The sequence below is a fragment of the Marivirga sp. genome (genome assembly GCF_024636815.1).
Classification (GTDB): Bacteria; Bacteroidota; Bacteroidia; order Cytophagales; family Cyclobacteriaceae; genus Marivirga.
The window spans coordinates 17,206-38,797 of record NZ_JAGXGF010000062.1 but is presented as its reverse complement, the minus strand read 5'-3'; the positions used below and the strand labels follow the sequence as shown (position 1 = coordinate 38,797).

24 protein-coding genes are annotated in these 21,592 nt (G+C 33.1%); 21 read left to right on the top strand and 3 right to left on the bottom strand.

Annotated features, from left to right (window positions below; genetic code table 11):
• Positions 1–7 precede the first annotated feature (7 nt).
• From Q0L29_RS04865 to Q0L29_RS04845, 5 genes are read left to right on the top strand one after another with little or no spacing between them, the layout of a single operon-like run.
• The gene (locus Q0L29_RS04865; RefSeq protein ID WP_296619547.1) at positions 8–505 is read left to right on the top strand and encodes an FKBP-type peptidyl-prolyl cis-trans isomerase; all 498 of its coding nucleotides are present in this window, start codon (positions 8–10) and stop codon (positions 503–505) included.
• A gap of 4 nt (positions 506–509) precedes the next feature.
• Complete coding sequence (locus tag Q0L29_RS04860; RefSeq protein ID WP_296619545.1) at positions 510–1,088, top strand: non-canonical purine NTP diphosphatase; 579 nt, start codon at positions 510–512, stop codon at positions 1,086–1,088.
• 29 nt (positions 1,089–1,117) lie between these two features.
• Positions 1,118–1,735, top strand: a complete 618-nt coding sequence (gene udk, locus Q0L29_RS04855) for a uridine kinase (RefSeq protein ID WP_296619543.1) — start codon at positions 1,118–1,120, stop codon at positions 1,733–1,735.
• Complete coding sequence (locus tag Q0L29_RS04850) at positions 1,732–2,247, top strand: TrkA family potassium uptake protein (protein ID WP_296619541.1); 516 nt, start codon at positions 1,732–1,734, stop codon at positions 2,245–2,247. Before udk ends, Q0L29_RS04850 begins: the two co-directional genes overlap by 4 nt.
• 9 nt (positions 2,248–2,256) lie before the next feature.
• Positions 2,257–2,424, top strand: a complete 168-nt coding sequence (locus tag Q0L29_RS04845) for a hypothetical protein (protein WP_296619539.1) — start codon at positions 2,257–2,259, stop codon at positions 2,422–2,424.
• A gap of 210 nt (positions 2,425–2,634) precedes the next feature.
• Here the strand turns inward: Q0L29_RS04845 and Q0L29_RS04840 are convergent, their stop codons facing one another.
• Positions 2,635–2,952, bottom strand: coding sequence for a helix-turn-helix transcriptional regulator (locus tag Q0L29_RS04840; protein WP_296619537.1), 318 nt, complete (start codon positions 2,950–2,952; stop codon positions 2,635–2,637).
• A gap of 116 nt (positions 2,953–3,068) precedes the next feature.
• On the opposite strand from Q0L29_RS04840, the gene Q0L29_RS04835 reads away from it, so the two are divergent.
• From Q0L29_RS04835 to Q0L29_RS04790, 10 genes are all read left to right on the top strand, one after another.
• Entirely contained in the window at positions 3,069–3,293 is a 225-nt protein-coding gene (locus Q0L29_RS04835; RefSeq protein WP_296619536.1) for a hypothetical protein, read from the top strand.
• A 69-nt stretch (positions 3,294–3,362) separates the two neighbouring features.
• Positions 3,363–4,208, top strand: coding sequence for a hypothetical protein (locus Q0L29_RS04830; protein WP_296619535.1), 846 nt, complete (start codon positions 3,363–3,365; stop codon positions 4,206–4,208).
• A 321-nt stretch (positions 4,209–4,529) separates the two neighbouring features.
• Entirely contained in the window at positions 4,530–5,777 is a 1,248-nt protein-coding gene (locus Q0L29_RS04825; protein ID WP_296619533.1) for a carboxypeptidase-like regulatory domain-containing protein, read from the top strand.
• Positions 5,778–5,900: 123 nt separating this feature from the next.
• Positions 5,901–6,815, top strand: coding sequence for a patatin-like phospholipase family protein (locus Q0L29_RS04820; protein WP_296619531.1), 915 nt, complete (start codon positions 5,901–5,903; stop codon positions 6,813–6,815).
• A complete protein-coding gene (locus Q0L29_RS04815; RefSeq protein WP_296619530.1) occupies positions 6,793–7,407 on the top strand; it encodes a bifunctional 2-polyprenyl-6-hydroxyphenol methylase/3-demethylubiquinol 3-O-methyltransferase UbiG in 615 nt (204 codons plus the stop codon). The genes Q0L29_RS04820 and Q0L29_RS04815 overlap by 23 nt, the downstream gene beginning before the upstream one ends.
• A 182-nt stretch (positions 7,408–7,589) precedes the next feature.
• Positions 7,590–9,278 carry a PAS domain-containing sensor histidine kinase gene (locus Q0L29_RS04810; RefSeq protein WP_296619528.1) on the top strand — a complete coding sequence of 563 codons (1,689 nt, stop codon included), beginning with the start codon at positions 7,590–7,592 and terminating at the stop codon, positions 9,276–9,278.
• Positions 9,279–9,422: 144 nt separating this feature from the next.
• Complete coding sequence (locus Q0L29_RS04805) at positions 9,423–10,901, top strand: glycine--tRNA ligase (protein ID WP_296619526.1); 1,479 nt, start codon at positions 9,423–9,425, stop codon at positions 10,899–10,901.
• A gap of 119 nt (positions 10,902–11,020) precedes the next feature.
• Entirely contained in the window at positions 11,021–11,332 is a 312-nt protein-coding gene (locus Q0L29_RS04800) for a co-chaperone YbbN (RefSeq protein ID WP_296619524.1), read from the top strand.
• Complete coding sequence (locus Q0L29_RS04795; protein ID WP_296619522.1) at positions 11,313–11,570, top strand: hypothetical protein; 258 nt, start codon at positions 11,313–11,315, stop codon at positions 11,568–11,570. The genes Q0L29_RS04800 and Q0L29_RS04795 overlap by 20 nt, the downstream gene beginning before the upstream one ends.
• A gap of 242 nt (positions 11,571–11,812) precedes the next feature.
• Positions 11,813–12,679 (top strand): ABC transporter substrate-binding protein, encoded by an 867-nt coding sequence (locus Q0L29_RS04790; RefSeq protein ID WP_296619521.1) that lies wholly within the window; start codon positions 11,813–11,815, stop codon positions 12,677–12,679.
• A 117-nt stretch (positions 12,680–12,796) separates the two neighbouring features.
• Here the strand turns inward: Q0L29_RS04790 and Q0L29_RS04785 are convergent, their stop codons facing one another.
• Positions 12,797–13,105 (bottom strand): hypothetical protein, encoded by a 309-nt coding sequence (locus tag Q0L29_RS04785; protein WP_296619519.1) that lies wholly within the window; start codon positions 13,103–13,105, stop codon positions 12,797–12,799.
• Positions 13,106–13,715: 610 nt separating this feature from the next.
• On the opposite strand from Q0L29_RS04785, the gene Q0L29_RS04780 reads away from it, so the two are divergent.
• The 4 genes from Q0L29_RS04780 (at position 13,716) to Q0L29_RS04765 (ending at position 17,613) form a co-directional block, all read left to right on the top strand.
• Complete coding sequence (locus Q0L29_RS04780) at positions 13,716–15,029, top strand: NAD(P)/FAD-dependent oxidoreductase (protein WP_296619518.1); 1,314 nt, start codon at positions 13,716–13,718, stop codon at positions 15,027–15,029.
• Positions 15,030–15,129: 100 nt separating this feature from the next.
• Entirely contained in the window at positions 15,130–16,164 is a 1,035-nt protein-coding gene (locus Q0L29_RS04775) for a sensor histidine kinase (RefSeq protein WP_296619517.1), read from the top strand.
• Between the two features lie 18 nt (positions 16,165–16,182).
• Entirely contained in the window at positions 16,183–16,902 is a 720-nt protein-coding gene (locus Q0L29_RS04770) for a LytTR family transcriptional regulator DNA-binding domain-containing protein (RefSeq protein ID WP_296619515.1), read from the top strand.
• Between the two features lie 162 nt (positions 16,903–17,064).
• Complete coding sequence (locus Q0L29_RS04765; RefSeq protein ID WP_296619512.1) at positions 17,065–17,613, top strand: hypothetical protein; 549 nt, start codon at positions 17,065–17,067, stop codon at positions 17,611–17,613.
• A gap of 82 nt (positions 17,614–17,695) precedes the next feature.
• Here Q0L29_RS04765 and hemW read toward each other — a convergent pair whose 3' ends face one another.
• Positions 17,696–18,826 (bottom strand): radical SAM family heme chaperone HemW, encoded by a 1,131-nt coding sequence (gene hemW / locus Q0L29_RS04760; RefSeq protein WP_296619510.1) that lies wholly within the window; start codon positions 18,824–18,826, stop codon positions 17,696–17,698.
• A gap of 121 nt (positions 18,827–18,947) precedes the next feature.
• Here hemW and Q0L29_RS04755 point away from each other — a divergent pair, with 121 nt between their 5' ends.
• Positions 18,948–20,468 (top strand): hypothetical protein, encoded by a 1,521-nt coding sequence (locus Q0L29_RS04755; RefSeq protein WP_296619508.1) that lies wholly within the window; start codon positions 18,948–18,950, stop codon positions 20,466–20,468.
• Between the two features lie 30 nt (positions 20,469–20,498).
• On the top strand, positions 20,499–21,584 hold the full coding sequence (locus tag Q0L29_RS04750; protein ID WP_296619506.1) for a DUF4271 domain-containing protein: 1,086 nt from the start codon (positions 20,499–20,501) through the stop codon (positions 21,582–21,584).
• The last annotated feature ends 8 nt before the right edge of the window (positions 21,585–21,592 follow it).

Sequence of the window (21,592 nt, the reverse complement as noted above, 5' to 3'; positions counted from 1 at the left end):
ATCAAGAATGATCAAATATCTTTTATCGATAAGTGTTTTACTTTTAGTTATCATTTCTTGTCAGTCAGAAATTCAGTGTGATCAACCACCAGAAGTTTCAGTAGATCAGACAAGACTGGAAAATCAGATTAATCAAATTGAAACTTACCTTGAATCTGAAGGAATTGAATATAATACACATTCCTCTGGAATTAGATATTCAGTGTTAGAATCAGGAGTTGGTAATTCTCCTAGTTTTTGTTCAGCCGTTATAATTGATTTTGAAGGTCGAATTATTAGTGAAAATGAAACCTTTGTTTCAGCAATTGAAGCTAATTATTCTTTAAGATCTAATCAGGTTGCGATAGGATTTAAGATAGCCATAACTGAAATGAATAGAGGAGCTGATTATAGAGTTTTCATTCCAGGTGAGTTATTGATCAATAAGGGGATTAGTGAAGTCTTGCCACGAAATATTCCTAATGGTGAAAATGTTGAGTTCCGAATAAGATTAAATAGTTATTGATTTCATGAAGCTTTGTTTTGCTACAAATAATGTCAATAAAATAAAGGAGGTAGCCCAACTTTTAGGAGACGATTTTCAATTGCTTAGCTTGAATGATATTGGATGCAATGAAGAGCTAAGAGAAGATCAAAGTACCCTTGAAGGCAATGCTCAGCAAAAGGCAGAGTATGTTTATGATCATTACAATATCAATTGTTTTGCGGATGATACGGGCATAGAAGTGGAAGCTTTAAATGGTGAGCCAGGGGTTTTTTCTGCACGATATGCTGGGCCTCAACGCTCCGATGAAAATAATATGGCACTTCTGTTGGAAAGATTGAGATCTTCCAGTAATAGAGCAGCTAGATTTAGAACCGTTATTTGTGCTTTCATTAATAATCAAAAACATTTTTTCGAAGGGATAGTAGAAGGGGAGATTGCCAAAGAACATAATGGAGATAAAGGTTTTGGTTATGATCCTATTTTTATACCGAGTAGCTATTCACAAACTTTTGCTCAAATGAGTCTGGAGGAAAAGAATAAAATATCTCACCGATCAATCGCAGTAAGAAAACTGGTCGATTTTTTACAAACAAATTCTTAAAAACAGTTTAAAACACTAGTTTTGCATTCATGATCAATCCATTCATTGTAGGCATCACAGGAGGAAGTGCATCAGGAAAAACGATGTTTCTGAAAAGTTTACTCAATCATTTCCCTAAAGATGAAATCTGCCTGGTTTCCCAAGATAATTATTACAAAGACCGTCATTTACAACCCAAGGATGAAAATGGGGTTGAAAACTTTGATACCCCTCAATCCATTGAGTTTGATGACTATACGCGTGATATTAAAATGCTGAAAGAAGGGAAGCCTGTAAGCAGAAAGGAATATACATTCAATAATCCGGATGTAGTGCCCAAGATGTTGGAATTCAAACCTTCCAAAATTATTGTGGTGGAAGGCTTATTTGTTTTCTATTTCCCTGAATTAATCAAGTTGCTGGATTTAAAGGTGTTCATTGATGCCAAAGACTATGTAAAGCTCAAAAGAAGAATTATGAGAGATAATTCTGAGCGTGGATATGATTTGGATGATGTATTATATCGCTATGAAAAACATGTGGCGCCTACTTACGAAAAATATATCGATCCCTTTAAATACGATGCCGATGTTATTATCCCAAATAATAATAAATTTGATAAAGGCTTAGAAGTTTTAGTATCTTACCTCAAAAATGTAAGCTCATGACCAATCGTTTTGCAGTAATCGGATTAGGACAGTTTGGAGAATCTATCGCTCGTACTTTAAGTGACAGTGGCGCAGAAGTGTTAGCCATTGATATTGACCTTGATAAAGTAGAAGCTATTAAGGATGATGTAGCCTATGCGGTTGCTCTGGATTCTACGGATGTTAAAGCTTTGAAAGCACAAAACATTCAGGATATGGATGCTATTGTGGTGGCGATTGGAGAGAACTTTGAAGGACTTTTATTGACTACTGTACTACTTTTAGAATTGGAAGTAGAACGAATTATTGCAAGAGCTGCCAATGCACAGCAACGCATGATTTTGGAGAAAATGGGGATAGAAGAAATCCTTTCACCTGAAGAAACTGTTGGGAAGACAGTAGCGGAAATGTTGCTCCATCCAAACATGAAATCCTTCCTTCCTTTGCCGGATGATTACGAGATTGTGGAAATTAATACCCCTTCTAGAGTTGTAGACCAGACTATTAGTGAAATAGGACTAAGAGAAAAATAAAACCTCAACTTGATTACAGTTAAAAGATTATATGACGAAAAAGTGGAAGGGCAATTACAACAAGTAGAGCATATCATAGGCGTACCCCGAGCCGACACTTTCCTTAAAGAAACCGATATCATGATTCTTCTGGGCAAATCAAAGGATGTGAATAAGTTTATTGAGGTGAATAAGTAGAAATTTCTTTATTTCCATTTGGTACTTAGAATATTAAATTTCCACCAATTTAAATCTGTGAGACTATCCCCTTGAGGGGATCATAGGGGTGTTATGTCTGTCAATTTAGCAGAAGGAGAGCTGTTATAAAGCATAAAAAAGAAAATAATACAAGAGTTTTTAAAAGATTTTCCAAAGCTTAGAACTTCGGAAAAGATACTTTCAAAGGATTTACCCCCCCCTATTTGAATACAAACGTTCTTTAATTTCTAAGAGTTCGCTTTTCAATGATTTCATCCCCTTGTAAAGCTCGGGTATTTCAATTTCATCTTTTTCAATTGATTGATCTGAATGAGATGACTGAAGCAATTCAATGTAATTTATTCTCAGTATTTGACAGATTTCTAATAAGTCATTTAGCAAAATATCAGATTTACCATTTTCAATTCTATTGAATTTACTTTGGCTTGTTCCTATGCTGTCAGCTATAAATTGTTGGCTATAGCCTTTTTTGAGGCGTATTTTTCGGATGTGATCTCCAATGGACATGACTTTAAGGTTTTGGTTCTAATTATTCAAATATAAATAATGTTATTTGAATATGAATAAAACGCGTAATATTTTTTTAGTTATTTGTGTATGTTTAACTAATAAATCTTAATTTTATGAAAAAGTTTAATTTCAAATTGAAAAATGTACTGTTAACGGGTATGTTAACAGTATTACTAAGTGTGGGCCTTATCCACGGTGCTAGTGCTAAAATGTTTGGTTCTGAAACAACTTGCACGCCATCCGGATTTGGTTATGATTGGTGTTGCACTACTTCTTACTTTTTCTGGATTCCCTCTACTTCTTGTGATGCTGAAGCACCTTCACAATCTGTTTATTAGAAATATTACAAAAATACAATTTAAAACAAAAGGAGGATTAATGTTCTCCTTTTTAATATTTAGAATAAAATGAACAAACTTCTCTTGGCCTTGCTATTTGTATTCAACTTTCAAGTTGTAGGACAAAATTTTAATCAGAAGCTTTTATATGATTCGATAAATAAAAGTACTATTCCATTTGCGATTATTTCAGAGCCTCCATTTAATAAAGGATTTTATGCGGATTCCGTAGGCTATTTCAGTATTAACTCACAGGTAGACAGTATTATGATTTCATGTGCAGGTTATGGAGTTTCTAAAATACAACTAAGTTTGATAAACGATACTATATTTCTAGATCCATCCAAGAAGATGCTTGAAGAGGTTACTGTTTACGCAAATAATTACAGTAGAGATAAAACAAGAACAATAGGATTTACAAAAAGGAGTAGGATTTCAGTTCAGATTCCTAATGGATGGGAATTGGCAACTTTAATAAAACCAGATAATAATGATTTAACAGGCTTGGTTGACAAGGTTATTTTGAAAATTAGAAATGCAAATGAGAGTCCACTTTTTAGAATTCATTTTTATTATAATAATAGAGGAAAACCTGGTTCGGAGTTCTCTTTTTCTAATAAGATAATCAAGGCTGATAATGGATTAAATAAAAATGTAATTATTAATGATTTTATTTCGTACAATATTGAAATACCAAAAGACGGAATTTTTGTTTCCTTTGAAAGTATAAAAATTGATAATTCAGTAAAGCCTGAATTTTACCTCACGAATAAATATGATCAAGAGAAGACGTTTTGCAGAAGTAAATTGGATTATGACCAATGGATTTCGCTTTATGATTCAGGTTTAACCAGATTATTATCAAAAACTAAAAATCTAAATTTATGTGTGGCTTTAGAGGCTTTATATAATTAGAATTTCATAAGATATTAGAAATCATCCAGAATACCACATTTGTAAAACTTCTACTCCTTATCGTTTCCTTTGGCATCTTTTTGTTCAATTCGACCTACGGTATTATATCCGTAATAGTGATGCAAGGAACCATACTTTTGCTAGAGTACAGAAAGAGAAAACTCAAAGAGTGATTCTTTAACGGCCTTGAGCTCGAAAAATATCTTGTTCTTTTAGTTGAATTAAATTTAATTTGTAGATTGGCTTCAACCTTAAAATTTACAGACCCACAATATGAGAGTTTTATTCCTCGCATTGCTGCTTTTATTTCTTAACTCCACAATGTTAAAATCTCAGGAAGGAAAACAGCTTTCCCAACAAATCAGTGGAACCCTATTTTCCGAAGCAGATTCAACTACCATTCCTTTTGCCAATATCCACATAAAAGGCACAACCCTCGGTACCCATTCGAATGAAGAAGGTCTATTTAGCTTTAAATTTCAAATGAGAGATACTGACGATACAGTGGTTAACTCCTCGATTGGATATGAAGACTTAGAACTATTGGTGTCCAATTTAATAAGCCAAGAATCAGATTATTATTTAATTCCAGAAAAAGGGATGCTAAAGGAGGTACTAGTGAAGCCAACTAATGATACACTTAGTGCGATTGTTGGCAGAGCTATTAAGAGAATACCGTTTAATTATCCTCGAAGGGCATTTCTCCTGAAAGGTTTTTACAGAGAAATGGTAGTTAAGAATAAGAATTATGTAAGGTTATTAGAGGCAGCTGTTTCAGTACAGGATAATGGGTTTGATGTCCCGTACAGCCGGTTAAAAATACGCTTGGATGAATTAAAAAAGAGCGAAGATTATATAGATTATAGTTTCTATAAAGAGATTTACAAGCTACTTTTCGGAGGTGATGAAAACAACTTATATAAATCTTTTGAATTTGACTTTATTCGAGCTTACAATAGCGAGGATAAGTATAGGTTTTTAGTTGGAATATATAATCGATTCGATTTTGAACTAGATTCAGTTATCCAATCTAATAATGAGCTAATTTATGTTTTAAATTTTTACTCCCCTACTTTCCATATTGGTGGACTTCAAACCTCAGGGAAAACGTATATCAATGCAAATGATTTTGGAATTGTAAAATTAGAATATAATCACTACTTTATTCCTGTAGAAGATTCTGATGAAATCCGATTCAAAAATCAGGAGGATCTTTTTTTAAATAATATTTATAGGCAATCAGTTGTAACATATCGAAAGATTGGCAGAAAGTATTACTTAAGCTACATTAAGTGGAAGAAGCCTGTAAAAGGTGCTTGGCAAACAGAAACAGAAGACGGGGAATCAGCCGTTCAGTTTTATGATGCCGCTTTTTATGTAACGGATGTAAAAACAAGAAGAAGGGATTTTAGAAGGATTAGGAATAAGGAAACCATAGCCATAGACCAAGATTTATTCAAAGTTAAAAAACCATATAATGAAGACTTTTGGAATAATTTTAATTCGGTAATCATTGATCCAAAACTCGAAAAAGCTAAAGCAGATATTGAACAACTTGATGCTAATTGAGTGGTAGTTTATAGCATGAATCTTTTAACGCCTAATATTTTTTTTGCCACCAATCAAATCTCCTTAAATTTCCATTCTCATTTCTTTTTTTCCTAAATTGCTTCTACCTAAATTTTTTAAATAATGAAACAAAAAGTAGCCTTAGTTTTAGGCAGTGGTGGTGCCAGAGGAGTTGCCCATATTGGTGTAATTGAAGCACTGGAAGAAAATGGCTTTGAAATCTCATCTATTTCAGGCTCCAGTATGGGGGCAGTCATAGGCGGATTGTATGCTGCCGGGAAGATGCAAGAATATAAAGAATGGGTTACCCATTTTGATAAAATTGATGTTTTTAAACTATTGGATTTCACCCTAAGTTTCCAGGGTGTAGTTCGGGGTGAAAAAGTATTTAAGGAAATGCGAAAGCTTCTCGGGGAATTTAATATTGAAGACTTTCATATACCATTTACAGCTGTGGCCTCAAATATTAGAACGCAAAGAGAGGTGCTTTTCTCAGAAGGAAATTTGATAGATGCCTTGCGCGCTTCCTGTGCAATACCAACCGTAATGACGCCCGTATATCATGATAATGAAGAAATCGTTGATGGTGGAGTATTAAACCCTATTCCTTTAAATAGGGTAAAAAGAACTAAAGGAGATATTTTAATTGCAGTGGATGTCAATGCTACTATCCCTTTTGAAAAGAAAGTAGCAGTAACAGCCGAAGAATTGCAACAAGACGAAAAAAATAAGCAGTTTTTGGAAGACTTTACCAATCGAATTAAAAATCTTTTTCCTTCTAACAATCAAAAGGAAGCCAATGCTATTCCCAAAAAACTAGGTTATTTTGATTTACTGAATAGGTCTATTGATTTAATGCAGGAGAAAATGACCAATTTACAGATGGAGATCATCAAGCCGGATATGTTGATTCAGATTTCCAGAAATTCATGCGGAACCTTTGAATTTTATAAAAGCAATGAGCTGGTAGAATTAGGCAAAACAGCATTTGAAAAATCTTATAGCCAATATAGAAATGGATTGGAAACAACTGAATAGTGAGCTGGGCAATGTCGACCTCTACTGGCTTGATTTCATACTAAAAGGATATTTAGCAGATAATGCCAAAATATTGGATGCAGGCTGTGGGGAAGGAAGAAATATAACCTATTGCTTGAAGAATGGCATGGATATATTCGGTATTGACCAAAACCCCGATGCAATAAATTTTCTAAAGCTAATAGCCAAGCAATATAAATTGACGGATATTGATGCCCGCTTCCAAATTATGAAGTTGGATAAGATCCTTTTCCCCAATTTCACTTTTGATGTGATTATTTGCAGTGCTGTTTTGCATTTTGCAAAAAGCAGGGAGCATTTTGATAATATGATGAGGGAACTTGCTCGACTGTTAAAGCCAAATGGCAAAATCTTTATTCGAACTATGACCGACCGATACCTTCCTGAAAACATAATAGAAATTGAAGAAGGGATTATTCAATTTCCACATGGACAAACACGCTTTATTACCAATGTTGATGCTTTTGCTGCAGATTTAAAGAAGCTTAATTTAAAATTGATTGAGCCTTACAAAGAAGTTGTAGTTGAAAATAAGCATACTATGGGTACTTTTATGCTTGCAAAGTATTAATAAAATAGCCCTAATTTTATTACATCTATTTAAAATCATTATAGAAGCCCAATTTCTGTTTAGTCATTATCAAAGATTAATAAGATTACAAAACCTAGGTAAACAATACATCTTCAAGAATAGATTACATCTTGGCTAATTAAAGAAATTTCGAAAAATAAGTATATTTACTGCTTATCAGTATGAAAAAATATTTATTTCGAAATATTATATTGGGTGAGGGGACTCGCATAAAATCTGAAGGAGATTACCGTAAAGCTTTATTAGTAGGGGCCTGTTGTATTATACTAACTTTTATAAGTTCGGTAAATGGCTTGTTAAACGTCTTTTTGTGGGACTCTTCTTTAACTCCATCTTTTATGGTGGGGATCCTTGGTGGTGTATTTGCATTTTTATTAAATCGTTTTGGTAAGTATGAATTAGCGAAACATAGCTTATTGCTTATCGCCATATTTTTTGTTTTTATTTTCATGTCCAATGAAGGGAAATATTATGGATCTCAGTTATATCTTTTTCCCATTCTAGTAGCATCGATTACTCTATTTGGCTATAAAAATGTAAAAATATGGTTGTTCTACGGCTTTATTGCTTTTGCTTGTTTTGTCATAAGTGAATTTACTGCTTATAAAATCGTTTCGGTTGATACTATCAATGAAGCCAAGGAAGATAAAATTTACTTTCTAAATTATTTTTTCACTTTTGTGGGTCTTATTGTAGTGATTTATTTCCAGGTGAAGTTGCAATATAAATCTGAACAGAAAATTTTAGAGCAAGATCGAAAATTAAAGGAAAGTGAAGAAAGATTTAGATTGGCAGTTGAGGGCACCAATGCTGGAATATGGGATTGGGAAAACATCAATAAGGATCAGCAATGGTGGTCTCCAAAATTGTATGAGTTATTGGGCTACAAGCCGACAGAATTTTCTCCAGATCAACATAGTTTTAAAAATTTATTAGCTGAAAAATCAGACTATCCTCGATTGGTAAGTGATTTTAAGCGTCATCTTCAAAATAAGGAGCCGTTCTCAGTTGAATATAAATTAAAATGTAAAGATGGAAGTTATCGTTGGTTTCAGGGGTCTGGTCAGGCCAAATGGTCTCAGGATGAAAAACCTGTAAGAATGGTAGGCTCTTTAGTAGACATCACTGATAAGAAAGTAAAAGAAGAAGAGATAAAAGAGAAAAATCAGCTATTAGAACAAACCAATGCAGAACTTGATCGATTTGTTTATAGTGTTTCCCATGATTTGCGAGCACCTTTAAATTCTATACAAGGTCTAATTAATATAGGCGATACCACAGAAGATAGTCAGGAGCTCAAGCAATTGCTCGGAATGATGAAAAATAGAGTTAAAAAGCTTTATACGTTTATTGATGAAATCATCAGTTTTGCCAGAAATACTCGCACAGAGATTATTAACGGACCTGTGAACCTTCGTGATTTGGTGAAGGAAATCTTTGAAAATACACAATATCGTGAGCTCTCAGCTGATATAGATTTTAGAATGAGAATTGAAGAGGATACAATACTAGATACTGATAAAGGTAGATTGGGGATTATACTAAATAATTTAGTGGATAATGCCATTAAATACCACCGTCATGTTCATCCCGGTAAATATGTGGCAGTTCAAACAGAAGATTTAGAGGAAGAAATTGTAATAAAAGTTATCGATAATGGACAAGGGATTCCAAATGAGGTTCAATCAAAAATATTTGATATGTTTTTCCGAGCATCTGAAAATTCCAAAGGTTCAGGTTTAGGATTATATATTGTAAAAGATATGGTAGAAAGATTGGGAGGAAGGATAACTCTCGAATCCGAAAAAGGTGAAGGCACAACTTTTAGGATAAAATTACCTAAATCTTAAAATTTCAAACAATCATTTCCAATCCATCATGAGAATTCGTAGAATTTATTAACATAAATTATTGTCATATCTCTGAATGTCAAATAGGTATAAAATTTTCTCATGTAATTGCCTAATAGGCTCTATTTAATTTATCTTTGCGGCATGGCAAAGAAAGAACAAACTCCCGAAAACACACTTTTTAGAGATATAATTGCTCACGCGAAAGAATATGGTTTTGTATTTCCTTCAAGCGAAATTTATGAAGGTTTGCAGGCTGTATATGACTATGGTCCGTACGGAGCAGAATTAAAGAAAAATATAAAGGAGCTATGGTGGAATACCATGACTCGCTTCAATGATGATATTGTGGGTTTAGACTCTGCAATTTTCATGCATTCTGATACTTGGAAAGCTTCTGGTCACATTGAAAGTTTCAATGACCCGATGATTGACAATAAGGATTCCAAGAAGAGATACAGAGCAGATGTATTATTAGAGGAAAAAGCTGCAGAATATGAAAATGCTGGTGATCAGGAAAAGGCAGATGCATTATTGAAAAAAGCAGGTCAGTTATTGCAAGCGGAAGATTTAGATGCGGTTAGAGAATTGATTATTGCTGAGGGAATAAATTGTCCGATTTCAGGCACAGCTAACTGGACTGAGGTTCGTCAGTTTAATTTAATGTTTTCCACTCATATTGGTAGTGTGTCCGATGGTTCTGGTAAAATTTATTTAAGACCAGAAACTGCTCAGGGTATTTTTGTTAATTTCTTAAATGTTCAAAAAACTGCCAGAATGAAAGTGCCCTTTGGGATTGCTCAAATTGGTAAGGCTTTCAGAAATGAAATTGTAGCCCGTCAGTTTATATTCAGGATGAGAGAATTTGAGCAGATGGAGATGCAATTTTTCGTGCGCCCTGGAGAAGAAATGGGATGGTATGAGAAGTGGAGAGATATGCGCTTAAAATGGCATAAAGCTATTGGTATAGCAGATGAAGATTTGCGTCTACATGAGCATGAGAAACTTGCCCATTATGCAAATGCAGCGGTTGATGTAGAATATAAATTTCCATTTGGATTTAAAGAAGTGGAAGGAATCCACAGTCGTACGGACTTTGATTTAAAAAGCCATCAAGAAGTATCCAAAAAGAAATTACAGTATTTCGATCCGGAAGTGGGTAAAAACTATATCCCATATGTAGTCGAAACTTCGGTTGGTTGCGATCGATTGTTTTTAATGCTGTTTTGTAGTGCTTTCAAAAATGAAGAAGTAGGAGAAGGGGATAATGTTAAGACTAGAACTTATTTGAAATTACATCCAGCTTTAGCACCAGTTAAAGCGGCTATTTTGCCTTTAACTAAAAAAGACGGCTTGCCTGAAAAAGGAAAAGAAATATACAAATCCTTAAAAGGAGCTTTCAATGTGGTTTATGAAGAAGCAGCTTCCATAGGTAAACGATATACTCGTCAGGATTTAATTGGAACACCTTTCTGTATTGCTGTGGATCATCAGACTTTAGAAGATGATACTGTGACTATAAGACACAGGGATAGTACTGAGCAAGAAAGAATGCCTATAAACGAAATAGAATCATATGTTATGAAAGCAACATCTTTCAATAGAGTTTATGAGCAGTTATAAACAATCTCTAGGCGTATAGATTTTGTCTATAATCATATGTAAACAATCAATTTAATTAATCGTAACCTATTTGTACTTTTGTGGTTCAGTTAAATATAAGATATTAAACGAATTTGAAAATGATAGAATTAGCAGAAGATAATTTACAAGAAATAGTTGAAGGAAATGAATTAGTAATGGTGCAATATGGTGCCACATGGTGTGGAAATTGTAAAATCACCAAACCAAAATTCAAAAGATTGGCAGGGGAGAATGAGAACATAAAATTTGTTTATGTGGATGCAGAGAAATTGCCAAATTCAAGATCATTGGCTGAGGTTAAAAATTTACCAACTTTTGCAGGATTTAAAAATGGGAAATTAGTGAATTCAATTTCAGGAAATAAACCAAGCATTATAACAGATTTATTAGATGAGGTTACCAATAATTAAACACATAGTAGAGTTCGTGGAGAAAAATGATGAGGATTATGTGGTAGAAAGCATTGATCTACTCGAAGATTTAATTGAAGCGAAAGGAATAAAAGATGAAGAGCTTGAGGTAATAGGGGAATTATTATCTAATTTCTCAGGTGCATTAGAAGTACATAGAGATATAAGGTCAGGTACAGATAAAAAGGAAGCTTTGAATGGGTTTATGAAACGAGTAATGGGCTCTATTGATAGCTAAGTAGCTAAATTTTTAAAATATGTAAAGCACAGTTTCGAAAGATACTGTGCTTTTTTTATTCCCGACAAAATAATGTTATATATAATATGAATAATTATACTTTATAGCGATTTTATTCAATATTTCAACATTCGTTCTTTTATAAATTTAATATTATCGATAAAAGTATATGTTTTACAGAAAATTACTTCTTAATTTAAATTGGTTTAAGTACTTTTCTAATTGGACACTAAATAGATACTATGAAAAAGCTATTATTCAATTCAGTATTGATGATTCTCTTGATATTCATGGGGTTAAAATCACATGCACAATTTTCAGGCGATACTTTTGCCAAAGCCAAGCAAAGCAAAACAGCCAATTTAACCTATGTATATTCTGAAGCACCAGGTTTTGCTGCCAACATTGGAGGAGAAGTTACTGGAGTTTGTGCAGACATAATGAGTGACTTTGAATTTTTCCTTTTAGATAAATATGGAATTACAGTCAACTCCACAATGGAAAAGCAACACGCCAATAATTTTACCGATTATTTGCAAGCAGTTAAAAAGTCATCTAATGGTGTGTTTGGCTTAAGCAACACTACCATTACATCGAAAAGAGAACAAGAATACAATTTCAGCCCACCTTACATTACAAATATAGCCATGTTGCTAACTAATAAATCTGTTCCAACATTAAATGATATCTCAAATATTTCTGAGTTATTTGCAGGTAAAACAGCAATTACAATAAAGGGCACTACTAATGAGGAGCAGATTATGAAAATTAAAAACAAGCACTTCCCTTCATTACAAATTGAGTATGTTAATTATTTTGATGAGGGAATGGTAATGATTAGTAGAGACGAAAATTATTTCATCAATATCGATTTCACTTATTATTTAGATGCTATTCAGTCAAATAAGCCGATTAAAAGACATCCTGCTGGTGATCAAACCGCTGAAGAGTTTGGGATTTTAATGCCTAAAAATAGTGATTGGGTAAAGCCTTTTAACGAATTCCTAACAGAATCTTATAGAAATAGTCCTAGCTACAGAAAAATTATTGCAAAGCACTTGGGGCCAAATGCCTTGAGACTATTAGATTCTGTGGCGGAAGGTAATTAATAGTAAATAAACAGTATTATTTTGATAAAGTAAAAAGCCTCCTGCTTTTCGGCACGGAGGCTTTTACTTACCAAAACATCAACCATTCACTATGAATTAAACTATACCTACCTAATCCTAAATACTAGGATTTAGTTCCTTTACTTTAATAAATATTTTTTGCGAATTGATTTCCATAATCAAATCTGCATTTCTCATCGCCACAGGATCGATATTTTCTTTTTGAAAGCTGTGTAAAAGGCTCCCTTCAATGCTATATATCAATACATCAGGTTCTTTTTCTAAATCGCTAATAAAAAAGAATGGCTTTTCCATTTCAGCCTTTATTTCCTTGGTTAATTTTTCATCATTGGACACTTTCTCTTCATTTGCATATACGTTACCGAATGCAAAAATCATTGCTAAAATTATCACTACCCTTTTCATAATATTTTGTTTTAGGTTCTTATATAGGGTTGACGCGAAATATTGTTGGAAAGTTGCTCCTATTTATTAGTAAATAATTTGGTACATGTACTTTATATGTAATAAATATATATAAAATGAATTATTCTGTAAAATTTAGAAAATATTGGCAATTATTTACCTGGCGCTAGAATATTTTGTTTTTAGATAAAGAGATGGATTAAAAACAGCTTTTATTCCTTGTCGGATTGTATTTTATTCTAAATAGAAAACCCCATATTTTCAGGAAGCATAGATAATATAAAAAATTGATAATCAATAAGTTAAACAAGTGTTTCAGATTGATTAATTCTCTATTAAATGGATGGAATTGAACTTAATAAAGCTTGGCTAAAAATATTCTTGTTTTAGGTTATTTAAACATATATTTTTTTCGATTTCCTGCCTCTTATTTAGGACCTTTTCAAGAGATTTTAATCTTTAGTTTTTTGAAGAGATGCCATTTCTAAAATTCGTAAACATATGTAAGAATAAGTAAATGATAGTACTTAATTTTTCTCCTTTTTATACATAAAACTTAATAGATTTATCGGAGTTAATAAAGAGTCTACTTTTAATAAAATTCACTTATATGGATAAGCCCAATTCGTTTAAAATTCCCAATACAAATAAAAAAAGAATAGTTATAATTGGAGGAGGCTTTGCTGGTATCACAATGGCTAAAAAGTTTGCTGGTCAGGATGTTCAAGTGGTATTGCTTGATAGGCATAATTATCACACTTTTCAGCCATTACTCTACCAAGTGGCTACAGCAGGTCTTGAACCTGATTCAATTGCTGGGCCTTTAAGGAAATTGCTGGAAAACCATAAGAATATTTATTTTCGAATGGCTACGGTCTCTCAGATTGATCAAAAGGAAAGTAGAGTTATCAGTAATGTTGGAGAATTAACTTTTGATTATCTTATAATAGCAGCTGGTTCTAAAACCAATTTTTTTGGGCAAAATGAGAAATTCGAAAAAGCATTTCCACTCAAGCAGATTCCTCAGGCATTAGATTTCAGAAGTCATATTTTGCAAAATTTTGAAGAAGCGGTTTTAAGCTCCGATGAAGAAAAGATAGAGCGTTTAATGAATATCGTAATCGTAGGTGGTGGCCCTACCGGAGTGGAGTTGGCTGGTGCTTTAGGAGAACTTAAAAAACATGTATTGCCAAATGATTATCCTGATTTAGATTTCAATAACTTTAATATTTACTTAGTGGAAGGAATGGACAGACTTTTAGGGGGGATGTCTGAATTTGCTGATAAGAAAGCACAACAATACCTCAAGAAATTTGAAGTAAAGGTGAAGCTTAACACAATGGTGGATAGCTATGACGGTGAAAAAGTAGTTTTTAGTAATGATGAATCAATCCCTGCAGCTACTTTGCTTTGGGGTGCCGGAGTAATGGGTAATGTGATTGAAGGTCTTTCTGAAGAAAGCGTGAAAAACAGTAGATATAAAGTGAATCATTTTAATTTAGTGGAAGGCACTCAAAATATTTATGCAGTTGGGGATATTGCGCTTATGGAAACAGAAGACTTTCCAAAAGGACATCCAATGCTGGCACCCGTGGCAATGCAACAAGGTGAGAGACTGGCAAAAAATATCTTAGCTTCCATGAAAGGGAAAGAACAAAAGCCATTTAAATACTTAGATAAAGGAAGCATGGCTACAGTTGGGCGTAATAAGGCTGTTGTTGATTTACCTAAAAACCTTCATTTTGGTGGGTTTTTCGCCTGGTTTATTTGGATGTTTGTACACTTGATATCTATAGTAGGTTTTAGGAATAAAATTGTAATTCTCAGTAACTGGATTTGGAACTATTTTACCTATGATAAAGGGACACGTTTAATTATTCGACCATACGTACCAAAAGTAAAGCGCCAAAAAGATAAAACATAAATGTCACGCGATTTGACAGGCGGTTTTATAAATCTGGAAAAAGAGGCTTATTTTGTGAAGACTAAAAAAGGAATCATCCATTTTTTGAGCTAGATAGGAAATGAATAAAAAAGTACTGTATTGGACGCTTCAAATTCTAGGTTGGACAGCTTATGGCTTGTTGAATATTTACTTGGCGTATCTGGGAGAAAGACTTTCTACTGAGCAGGCTATTGGTCAGCTTATTTTAGTGCCTTTTTATATTACCATAACTCATCTCTACAGAAATTTTATTATCAGAAATGGCTGGCTGAAAATCATTATCCAGAAACTGGTAGTAAGGGTAGTTATCGCCTGTCTAATTTTAAGTATTATCAACTATGCCTTTCTATTTGGAATTTCCTCAATATTAGGGTTGCTTGATCCGGCTTTCGATCTCAATCCAATTGTGATATTCTTGAGCATTCTAGCCAATCTAATTTTGTATTTCCTCTGGTCTTTGGTCTATTTCATGTATCACTACGTGGAAAATTACAATCGCTCCCTCAAGTTTGATGCAGCTATGAATGAGATTGAACTCAATAATTTGAAATCACAGCTAAATCCTCATTTTATATTCAATGCTTTGAACAGTGTGAGGGCATTGGTTGATGAAGATCCTGTAAAGGCGAAGAATTCTATTACGCAATTGTCCAATATTCTCAGGAACTCATTAATTCTGGATAAAAAAAGATTGATTAACTTTAATGATGAATTAAATACGGTGATCGACTTTTTAGCACTAGAAAAGATCAGATATGAAGAGAGGTTGACCACTGAGTTCGTGATTCATCCAGATTCTTATAAATATCAAGTCCCGCCTTTAATGATTCAAACTTTGGTAGAGAATGGAATCAAACATGGTATTTCAAACTTAACTTATGGAGGTAAGCTATCCATTGAAACGCAAGTGGATGATAAAAAAAAATTAAATATCTTTATCAGGAATTCTGGAAATTTTAAGTTGGATAAAAGACGGAAAAGCAAAGGCTTTGGGATAGAAAATACAAAACAGAGATTAAAATTAATCTTTGATAAAGAAGCTTCGTTTAGTATCAAAAATGAAAAAGAAGGAACGGTTTTAACCACATTAAAAATTCCGCAAATCAGTTATTGAAAATTTTAATTTATAAATATGAAGGTATTAATTATTGATGATGAAAGATTGGCTCGCAAAGAATTAAGTAATTTATTAGCTGAATATAAAGATATTGAAATATTAGGTGAGGCAGCTAATGCTGATGAAGCGGAAGAAATGATTGATAAGCTAAATCCTGACATGATATTTTTAGATATTCAGATGCCGGGCAGAACAGGCTTTGAATTATTAGAAACCTTAGAAAAAACACCTAAGGTTATATTTACCACTGCTTATGATGAATATGCTTTAAAAGCTTTTGAATTTAATGCATTGGATTACCTTTTGAAGCCAATTGAACCCAAAAGGTTGACGGAATCGGTCAATAAAATTAGAAAAGAGGTAGAAGCACAAGAAGAGAAGCAAAAGAATGGCAGCCAACTTACTGTCAACGATCAGGTTTTCGTAAAAGATGGAGATAATTGTTGGTTTGTGAAGCTTAAAGATGTTCGTTTATTTGAATCTGATGGTAATTACATCAAGGTGTATTTTGATAAAAACAAGCCGATGATTCATAAATCATTGAATGCTTTGGATGAAAAGCTTGATAACAAACATTTCTTTAGAGTAAGCCGAAAACATATCATCAATTTAGAATGGATAGATGAAATTGAAACTTGGTTCAATGGTGGCTTAATGGTAAAATTAAAAGGCGGTGATAAAGTAGAGGTTAGCCGTAGGCAAGCAACAAAATTTAAAGATTTGATGAGTCTATAAACCAAAATGACCTCATTGTCGGTAATATACCGACAACCTTTAAATAGCGGGCTTTTCTGCTGCCGGTCGGTGAGCCATTGATTGGGGATACAATACCACTTTTAGATTAGGAAGTTAACTTTGATTGTTTTAAATTCATCCTAATCAAAGTTTTATTGATTTATGAGAAGCACTTTTTTAGTCTTTTTTACATTCTTTTTATTCTTTAACTGTACATCTGAAGAAGTTATTCAAGATAGTGTTGAGGTAAAATTTAATTTAATTAATCAGGAAGGCATTATTACTACTGAATTTGAAAATAGTACTCAGCCTATATTCAGTCTTCAAATATCCAACAATTCAAATGTCGATATTGACTTAGTTTCTCACAATTTAAATGATGAGGATGTTTTTAAAGTATTTTCTATTAAAGAGTTGAACCAAAATTCCGAACCTTTAAGTTTTGGTAAACCTTTTAAAAATGCAGGTTGTGAATATATCGGGGGTTATCCAATCAATTCAGATGAGACCTTCAATGTGACTGTGCCTTGGATTCCGAAAGAAAGTGACTACGAGAATTACCCTAGCATTTTGTGCAATTATAATTTTGATAATGATTCCTTACCTCAAGGAGTTTACACTACTTCACTAGATTTACAATTTAGTTTCCAGAACAATGGAAATACTATTTCTAAATCAATACAAAAAGAAATTACTTTTTCAATCAAATAACTTATTGGGATAAGAAAAAATAGCGGTTAAAATTTAATACAAGGGAGAATCCTGATTTTAGGAACTATTTTTGACCATTAAATCAGTTCACCAAAAATAAATCCGAAGCCAATTTATCAGCTAATAACCTACCTTTTAAAGTAAGTTTTAAATTATCACCATCTCTAATACAAAGCCCTGAACTTTTCCATTGCTCAAGTTGGGGTTGTGCATCTTTCATTAAATCATAACCCAATTCACTTTTCAGATATTTAAGATTACAACCAGTCGAAGTTCTTAAGGAAGTCATCAAATATTCATTGATGCGGTCTTCCGCTGATAAGATATCCATCTCTGCTGGAATTTCATTTTTCGCCAGCGATTTTAAATATTTTGCATTATTGGAAATATTGAACTGCCTGTTTTTGCCATCATAAGAATGTGCGGAAGGGCCTATACCTAAATACGGCTTTTGCTGCCAGTAACTGCTATTATGTTTTGAATGAAATCCTGCTTTTGCAAAGTTTGATACCTCATAGTGTTCATAATCTGCTTTTCGTAAATATTCAGATAAATGATAAAACTGATCTGAGGCATAATCTTCTGAAGCTTCATTCAGCTTTCCTTTTTGCTGCCATCTGCCAAAAACCGTATTGGGTTCAATGGTCAGGCAATAGGAAGAAATGTGTGGAGGCTGAAAATCAACTAAAGTCTTTAAGTCCTTTTCCCAAGTCTCATGAGTAGAAATTGGGATTCCATAAATCAAATCCAGGCTGAAATTATTGAATTCGCTTTCTTTAATCCATTCCAAGCACTGAAAAGCTTCTTTACTATTGTGCGCTCTGTTCATCCACTTTAAAATTTCTTCATCGAAAGATTGAATTCCCACACTTAAGCGATTAATACCATTTTGAAATAGTATTTCCAATTTTTCAGGCGTGATATCATCAGGATTGGCTTCAAATGTAATTTCAGCATTTGGTGAGATTTTATGATGCTGATGTACGGTTTTGAAAATGGACTTTAGATGATTTTCTTCAAGCACAGAAGGAGTTCCGCCACCAAAATAGATGGATTCAATTAGCTCTTCACCCAGATAATCTTGCTGAAGGGCAATTTCTTTGCATATTGCTTCCACCATTTCGTTTTTAATCACCATATTGGTGGAAAAATGAAAGTCACAGTAGAAGCATGCCTGCTTACAAAAGGGAATATGTATGTATATGCCTGCCAAAATTAATGCAAATCTAGCTCGAATTTTACAGAAGTACCTGCTACTGCCTCTCCTATATTTTATAGTGATCACAATTTCGTTCGCACAAAATTCAAGTGACAGTCTTTTCCAACAGAAAAAAGTGATTCTTGATTCTTTAATTAAATCCGGCTATTGGGAAGCTCAAGTCGAAATTGATGATCAGAATAATTTTCAAATCCAGAAAGGAAAACCATATTATTGGAAATCAATTAAAGTCTATGAGGATGGACTGCCTTCTGAAATCCCATTTATTAACAATTTGTATGGAAAAATCGCGAATCAGTTTCTTTTAAGAAAAAAGTTAACTGAATATGTAGGAACAAATTATCATAGAAATGGCTATCCTTTAGCTAAGGCTAATTTATCAATAGATGATTTAACTGATAATCAAATAGATGTTACAGTTGACATACTATCTCAAAATTATATTCTATACGACTCAATTCTTTTAAAAGGAGATAGTCAAGCAATTAATCCAGCCTATTTGGGTAATCTTTTAGATTTAAAGTACAATCAGCCATTTGATATTAAGTCCTATAAAAATATTGCTGATAAAATAGGGCAATTAGAATACATTAGCATTTCATCAGCCCCTGAATTAAGATTTGCCAATAATAAAGCGATAATTGGCTTAGATATAGAGAAGGAAAGGGTCAATCAATTTGATGCCCTAATTGGATTCATTCCAGAGGGTTCGCGTACCAACTTGACCGGGCAAGTAGATGCCCGTTTAAGGAATTTATTTAAAAGGGGAGTTGGATTAGATGTTTTCTGGCAAAAGTATTCAGCAAATTCTCAATTTCTCAACACTAGAATTCAGCAATCTCATGCTTTCAAAAGTTCATTAGGGATTGATTCCGGGTTCGAGCTCCTGCAAGAAGACAGTACATTTCTTCAAACTAATTTAAAAATTGGAACGCAATATCCTGTTTTGAATTTCTTAATATTTGGGGTGTCTTATCAACGTCTAAATAATAATGTATTGAGAGATTTTTCAGAGTCAGAGTTGTCGAAACTTAACCCATTGAGAAGTTCGAGTGTCAATGCGGTTGTGATTAATACTGATTGGAAAAGACCATTGACTTATCCTCAATTAAAAGATTATGCTTTTGCGCAGTTAAATTTTAGTTTAGGAAATAAGCAAATTGCAAATTACTCAACTTTACCTGAAGTGTGGCAGAATGTTCCGGAAAAAAGTAATACAATAAATGGTGGTTTCAAATTTCACGTACAAAAGGTTTTAGGACAGCGGTTTTTGATAGAAGCAATTCCTCAATATAGCGCAATTCAAAATACAGCATTATCTCAAAATGACCTTTTGCGTTTAGGTGGATTACAGAATTTAAGAGGCTTCGACAGGAATTTCTTCTATACGCGATATTTTGGACTTATAAATTTGAATTATAGATATTTCCTTGACCAAAAATCGAGTTTTTTCCTCTTAACTGATTTTGCGAAATTACAATCTAATATAGGTTGGGTCTACACTACTGGTGCAGGTCTGGATATCAAAAGTAAAAACGGCTGGTTTAGAATTATTTATGCATTGGGGCAAGAAGCAGGAAATATGCCTGACTTTTCACAAGGAAAGGTGCATTTTGGTTATATTGCAGTTTTTTAAAGTGGTATATTTTTAATTGAATAATTATTAATGCAAAGGCTTATATTCTTCTTATCTATATTTCTAATCTTATCTTGTAGTCAAGAAAAATCAGAGGAGAAAAAAATCCAAGCTACTTCCGAAACTGAAGGACGAATATGGCATCAAACAGATACTTTAATGAGTACTGTTAAATGGTCTTCAGATAGCGTAAGACAGCTAAGGCTGGATTTGGGTAATTACTCAGCATTATACCTTGAAGCTAAGTCAAATGCAGACTTCTATTTATTTTATGGCGATAAACTAATTAAAAAATCATCTGAAGGGTACTTAAATCATGCTTTTAATAATGTCCAGGTTGAGGGTGTTTTCATAACCCTGGATAGAGATGTTCGAGATTTGAGCTATGGAATTTATTCTATTGAAAAGGCTAATACTACCGGAGCTTATCCCCCTATGGAAAATGTGGAAAGAGAAAGTAAATGGATTTCAGATAATATTCTATTAATCCTTTTGATTGGAGCTTCTCTGTTTATGGTAATTATAAAAGTCAATTACGATAAGCGATACTTAAATACTTTATCATTTAGTAAGATTTTTACCACTCACTTAAATGAAGGGGATCAATCTCGTGTAAGGACAATGGATCAGGATAATTTGGTTTTTGCAGGATTCTATTCTTTTCTAACCGCTGGCTTAATATATTTTTTAAGCGTAGGCAAAAATGTTGGGTTTTTAGGAATAGAAGCGAATGGAATTATTGAATATTTGAAAATTCTGGGCATAGTATCAATAGGCTTAATTGTAAAGGTTATATGGGTCTCAATAGCATCTAATTTATTTGGGAATAATAAGATAATTGCTTTTTATATTAAGGAGATGTTAAATATTAATCTATTTTTTGTCATCATATTATTCTTTAGCTCAATTTTAATATTTCTTTTTAAAGGTGCCATACCAGCCTTTTGGCTATCTACAGCCATATATGGAGTGTTAGCATTTTATTTCATCAGGTTAATATTATTGTATTTTAAAATATTAAAATTAAGCAGCTTCACTAATCTCTATTTATTTTCTTACTTTTGCACCACAGAAATATTCCCATTTTTAATTGGACTAAAATATTTCATGAGATAAAACTTTTC

What these genes read in the sequence shown, in the direction of transcription:
- Q0L29_RS04865 (WP_296619547.1), top strand. Translation starts at nt 8, where the DNA reads ATGATCAAATATCTTTTATCGATAAGTGTTTTACTTTTAGTTATCATT.
- Q0L29_RS04860 (WP_296619545.1), top strand. Translation starts at nt 510, where the DNA reads ATGAAGCTTTGTTTTGCTACAAATAATGTCAATAAAATAAAGGAGGTA.
- udk (WP_296619543.1), top strand. Translation starts at nt 1,118, where the DNA reads ATGATCAATCCATTCATTGTAGGCATCACAGGAGGAAGTGCATCAGGA.
- Q0L29_RS04850 (WP_296619541.1), top strand. Translation starts at nt 1,732, where the DNA reads ATGACCAATCGTTTTGCAGTAATCGGATTAGGACAGTTTGGAGAATCT.
- Q0L29_RS04840 (WP_296619537.1), bottom strand. Translation starts at nt 2,952, where the DNA reads ATGTCCATTGGAGATCACATCCGAAAAATACGCCTCAAAAAAGGCTAT.
- Q0L29_RS04835 (WP_296619536.1), top strand. Translation starts at nt 3,069, where the DNA reads ATGAAAAAGTTTAATTTCAAATTGAAAAATGTACTGTTAACGGGTATG.
- Q0L29_RS04830 (WP_296619535.1), top strand. Translation starts at nt 3,363, where the DNA reads ATGAACAAACTTCTCTTGGCCTTGCTATTTGTATTCAACTTTCAAGTT.
- Q0L29_RS04825 (WP_296619533.1), top strand. Translation starts at nt 4,530, where the DNA reads ATGTTAAAATCTCAGGAAGGAAAACAGCTTTCCCAACAAATCAGTGGA.
- Q0L29_RS04820 (WP_296619531.1), top strand. Translation starts at nt 5,901, where the DNA reads ATGAAACAAAAAGTAGCCTTAGTTTTAGGCAGTGGTGGTGCCAGAGGA.
- Q0L29_RS04815 (WP_296619530.1), top strand. Translation starts at nt 6,793, where the DNA reads ATGGATTGGAAACAACTGAATAGTGAGCTGGGCAATGTCGACCTCTAC.
- Q0L29_RS04810 (WP_296619528.1), top strand. Translation starts at nt 7,590, where the DNA reads ATGAAAAAATATTTATTTCGAAATATTATATTGGGTGAGGGGACTCGC.
- Q0L29_RS04805 (WP_296619526.1), top strand. Translation starts at nt 9,423, where the DNA reads ATGGCAAAGAAAGAACAAACTCCCGAAAACACACTTTTTAGAGATATA.
- Q0L29_RS04800 (WP_296619524.1), top strand. Translation starts at nt 11,021, where the DNA reads ATGATAGAATTAGCAGAAGATAATTTACAAGAAATAGTTGAAGGAAAT.
- Q0L29_RS04795 (WP_296619522.1), top strand. Translation starts at nt 11,313, where the DNA reads ATGAGGTTACCAATAATTAAACACATAGTAGAGTTCGTGGAGAAAAAT.
- Q0L29_RS04790 (WP_296619521.1), top strand. Translation starts at nt 11,813, where the DNA reads ATGAAAAAGCTATTATTCAATTCAGTATTGATGATTCTCTTGATATTC.
- Q0L29_RS04785 (WP_296619519.1), bottom strand. Translation starts at nt 13,105, where the DNA reads ATGAAAAGGGTAGTGATAATTTTAGCAATGATTTTTGCATTCGGTAAC.
- Q0L29_RS04780 (WP_296619518.1), top strand. Translation starts at nt 13,716, where the DNA reads ATGGATAAGCCCAATTCGTTTAAAATTCCCAATACAAATAAAAAAAGA.
- Q0L29_RS04775 (WP_296619517.1), top strand. Translation starts at nt 15,130, where the DNA reads ATGAATAAAAAAGTACTGTATTGGACGCTTCAAATTCTAGGTTGGACA.
- Q0L29_RS04770 (WP_296619515.1), top strand. Translation starts at nt 16,183, where the DNA reads ATGAAGGTATTAATTATTGATGATGAAAGATTGGCTCGCAAAGAATTA.
- Q0L29_RS04765 (WP_296619512.1), top strand. Translation starts at nt 17,065, where the DNA reads ATGAGAAGCACTTTTTTAGTCTTTTTTACATTCTTTTTATTCTTTAAC.
- Q0L29_RS04750 (WP_296619506.1), top strand. Translation starts at nt 20,499, where the DNA reads ATGCAAAGGCTTATATTCTTCTTATCTATATTTCTAATCTTATCTTGT.